The sequence below is a fragment of the Vibrio sp. 10N.261.55.C5 genome (genome assembly GCF_041470505.1).
Classification (GTDB): Bacteria; Pseudomonadota; Gammaproteobacteria; order Enterobacterales; family Vibrionaceae; genus Vibrio; species Vibrio crassostreae_C.
In genome coordinates this window covers 1-4,152 of sequence record NZ_JBFRMS010000080.1, presented here as the reverse complement: position 1 = coordinate 4,152, position 4,152 = coordinate 1, and the positions used below count along the sequence as shown (strand labels likewise).

The 4,152-nt window shown below is 36.9% G+C and carries 3 protein-coding genes and 1 pseudogene; 3 read left to right on the top strand and 1 reads right to left on the bottom strand.

From position 1 onward, the window contains the following. Window positions 1–77: 77 nt before the first annotated feature. Window positions 78–749, bottom strand: coding sequence for a hypothetical protein (locus AB4263_RS22300; protein ID WP_017036726.1), 672 nt, complete (start codon window positions 747–749; stop codon window positions 78–80). A gap of 619 nt (window positions 750–1,368) precedes the next feature. Here AB4263_RS22300 and AB4263_RS22295 point away from each other — a divergent pair. The 3 genes and pseudogenes from AB4263_RS22295 to AB4263_RS22285 all read left to right on the top strand — a co-directional run. Next, window positions 1,369–1,779 (top strand): annotated as a pseudogene (locus AB4263_RS22295) (regulator). 166 nt (window positions 1,780–1,945) lie between these two features. Further along, window positions 1,946–3,466 carry a P-loop NTPase fold protein gene (locus AB4263_RS22290; RefSeq protein ID WP_372098927.1) on the top strand — a complete coding sequence of 507 codons (1,521 nt, stop codon included), beginning with the start codon at window positions 1,946–1,948 and terminating at the stop codon, window positions 3,464–3,466. A 346-nt stretch (window positions 3,467–3,812) separates the two neighbouring features. Further along, window positions 3,813–4,152, top strand: a 340-nt coding sequence (locus AB4263_RS22285; protein WP_372098926.1) for a hypothetical protein, incomplete at its 3' end; no start/stop codon positions are given.

Here is a 4,152-nt window from a genome sequence, read left to right as displayed (position 1 = left end):
TGAATTACGCAACAAAGCCAATGCCATGCGTTGGGAATCTGTCTTAAACGCTTGTTATATGCGTAGTTTGAAACGAATCAATTAAAGTGTTTAATTACTTTATATTCGATCTTTTGGTTCGTAGCTGAAATGATTTCTACCGTTGCACCTTTATACGAGATCAAGTCACTTTCGGACAAGTCATATTCAACGTCAACATTGAATGCTTGGCGAGCCATACCATTTTGGAACTCGCGGTAGGTGAAACGAATTTTATCACCAACCTTGCCTGTATAAATCAATTCTTGCATAAAGCTATCGGTAGTATATACATTTATTGGCATAACATTAGGTTTTACAGTATCAGAACAGAATCTAGTTCCGAAACCGCCTAAGAAGCACAAATAGCCAGTTTTTCCATCTACATATGGTTTAGCTGGACTTGGTGCCCCCATTAGAGCATCTACAATACCTGTACCGTAGCCATTTTTTGGTCCAAATACTTTATGATTTTCTTTAACTCCAATTTGATGGTACTCGCCGGCTTTAACTACACCATCAAAGATCGGTGCATCACTATGAAGAGTAAAACCCTGAACAGTGACAACTTTTCCCGACTCTAACATTCTTTCACCAAGACTAGAGGCAGTAACAATGCCAGTTTCAGGCAACTTAATATTCTTGGTATTTGGCGCTACAGCTTGATGTGATGCCACACAACCAGATAGCAATGAAGCAACTGCAATTACAGATACGATAGCTTTTTTCATAGTGGATTCTTTTGATGATATTGAAGTAAGTTACAACCAAGAACATCATACCATTAAATTTTAATATTATGTATGCGATTGGGAGTAGGAAAGCATATAACATTTTAATATCGTGCCAGCACGAGTTCATACATTCAGAATATCTCAAGTATTGTACCTAACCAACTAAAAAATATGCATATAGTATGACATGATTCTGATTTTCTAGTTGAAAACCGTGCAAACACACATTGCTTCCTATTCGAGGCACGTTATCAATCAAGAACTTCCATTTTGTTCTATACTATTCAATCGCTTAGAAATACTTGAATAGCATATTCGTACGTAACTGTGATTGAAGGTCAGTCTGTAGTGGGTTAGAAGTTTTGGCGACATAATTAGAGATTTAGGCATGAGGAAAAGTAAGGCAAGTTGCTGGGTTTGAAACTGACTTCAATCCCTATCTGACTCACTTTGGGGCATTTCTGCGTTACGATGATCAGCCCTTCTAGCACGAGAATGGACATTTATGAGTTTCAGGAATTTTAATATTAGCGATTCATGAATAACTTTTTATAAGGCAAATTTGCCAATTAAGACGCCTTCGTACAATGCGCACTTTGCCCACCCATGATCAGCGATGCATATATTACCAACACAGAGCAACCTCTTGCATTTAGAATTTTTATCATCGAAGTGCCGCGAAATGAGTAAGAATTACATTTTTCGAGAGTTAGAGTGCCAAATGACGAGGTTGCTGAACTGTGTTTTAAATCTTTGAGAACTATCACAGGTTGAGGTGAGGAAAATCCAATACCTCCCGAGTGCAAAAGACTTATGCGAATGGCAAAAGGTCGAGAACTAAGCATGAGCGAAGATTGGTTACAGTTCAAAATGCTATACGACGGTATGGAACTCCCTACTGCTCAAGTGGTGAGGCCACAACAAATATTGGTAGGGATTGTATTATTGGGTATTCAATCAGAGTTAGAGATTAAGATTTCAACAACTGCTTAGCCTTGCTAGAGCGATAGCTAATATCAAGAAATAGGATTAGAAAAGTATGGTTCTATCAAGTTGAATTCAAAGCCTAAGCCATCTCTTCTAACTAGATGGCTTTTTGCTGACTATAACAATGCTGCACTCAAGATTCGGCTTTCTAAATATCCACTTAGGTGTAAAATTGCAATGATATACCTTTGAATAATGGGCAGTTTATGAAGACAGTGGATCATGCAAGTCGTTATGAAGAATGGAATGGACGTTATAACTGGTCTACTTGCATTACTAACAGAAAAGAATACGGAAAGTTTCTAGTATCTATTCTTACCTCAGAAAAAAATGGCTTTGTATTGAACTTGAACGGAGCTTGGGGGACGGGTAAAACAGAGTTCTTGAGGCGCATATATGTTGAGTTGGCTGAGCAATCATACCCCGTGGTATATATCGATGCTTGGGAAAGTGACTTTCTTAAAGATCCTTTAACAGTCGTATGTACAGAGCTTTTAAATCAACTTGGATTTCTGTTTAGAAATAGTAAAGCCGATAAACGTACGAAAAAGTACAAGCAATTTATAGAACAGATAAATGGCCTACTATATAACTTCAATAAACTTAGCTCAATCATACAAGGTGCGCAAAAGTTATATGCATCTGGAACAGGGCAAGCCGTGGATTTAGAAGCGTTGGATCTGTTTGAACAGGTAATTAATTTCAAAACTCCCCAGATTGAAGTTATGAAGGGTGTGGATGACACAAATACTGCTTTAATCACAAAACTGATGACCCAACAAAACGACTTAGTCGATTCAATGCAGGATATCAGAAAACAGATTAGTACAATCAGTCACATTCTGAACGACTTGTATGCTCTCAAATCACCAATAGTTGTCCTCCTAGATGAGCTAGATAGGTGTCGCCCAGACTATGCGATTAAAATGCTTGAAATCATAAAACATTTTTTCAACGTAGATGGTTGTACATTTTTAATTGCTACAGATACTGAATCTTTGGAATCATCTATTAATGCAGTTTATGGAGAAAAATTTGACTCTGAGCGTTATTTGAAACGTTTTTTTAACCAACGTGTTTCGTTAAAAAGACCTTTAATCTACGAGTATGTAGTAGCAAAAGAGATTGAATACTCAGAGTATGAAAAGAAAGGGATCTGCATTTATCCATTCGGTAATCATAAAGAACGTAATGATTTATTAGTCTCTAAGCTTTTAGGGATTCAACAACTTGAATTAAGAGATGTTGAACAAGTATTAGCAAAGCTCGCCAGTAGTTTAAATTACATAGCGCACTATAAGCCAAAAGGTGTGACTAACATTAACATTTCAATCCTGCTTTCAGGGATCATTGAGCACCATATAAACGATAAAAACTTTGAAGTCAGACAGCAAGGAAATATATCAATCAATGGAGAATGGTCAAATGTAGCATTTACTGATGACTTTAGTGTGGGAGAGTTCTTGTCATTGCAGATGACATTAGTTTTCGAAACCTACTCCCGAAAAAAATACGAAGCTAATGTAGAACATACATTTGGCGCAGAACAATTGATGTTAAGGTTTTCTGCCACAGACTTTAGGAACTTGAGAGGCGCCTCGTGGAGAAGTTTAGACATAATAGAATCAAATAGAAAACAAGAAGAAAATTATGCCAATAACCCTGAATCATACTGGTTTTGGGAAGATTACAAAAACATGATCGGGTTAGCTTCCAATATTGAGTAGAAGTCTAACAGAAACGTGTTGAGCGAACGTTGATGGTTATGTCGAATTTACCCTGTGATACTCGGGGATTCACAACTAATAGCATTAGAATAATGGATAAGTTTTAGTAGGGATAAAGCTCATAAACAGGATGCGAATGAGTAAAGGTCTAAGCAACTTTGGGCAATATCAATTGTGCTGATTCAGTCGATTATAATCCATCTATAGTGCAACTGAGAGTGGACAACAAAGATTGAGACCACTTTTGTCCGTTTGTAAGCTACGATTAGCGATCCAAAGTAGAAAACAAACTGCATATTAGCCTATGATATTGTCTATTAAATCATAAGTATTGAGACTCAAAGTAATGGCCCACACAATTCACAAGAAGAAAACTGACACCATAATTACTCTAACCTTTGCTGAAAACCAACCGTATTATAACGCCTCAGATATCGCTAATTTCCTTGAAGAGTTATCAAAACTCTATATCTCAACCATCCGAGTTCTTAGAAAGAATAAGATAGAATACAAAGACAGCACAATTGGTCTTCAAGAAGCTATAACTACCTCAGTTGCCCTTGTTCAAAAAGTGAAAAGGCAAATACATGTGGATTCGGAAGAATGGTTTAGAAATAAAATTAGAACATCTCAAAAGCTCCAATTATTTACTAGTTATTATGCACTGGTGCGTATTTCGGTGATTG

Bases quoted from the DNA above. Each gene is read 5' to 3' on its own strand.
- AB4263_RS22300 (WP_017036726.1), bottom strand. From the start codon at position 749: ATGAAAAAAGCTATCGTATCTGTAATTGCAGTTGCTTCATTGCTATCT.
- AB4263_RS22290 (WP_372098927.1), top strand. From the start codon at position 1,946: ATGAAGACAGTGGATCATGCAAGTCGTTATGAAGAATGGAATGGACGT.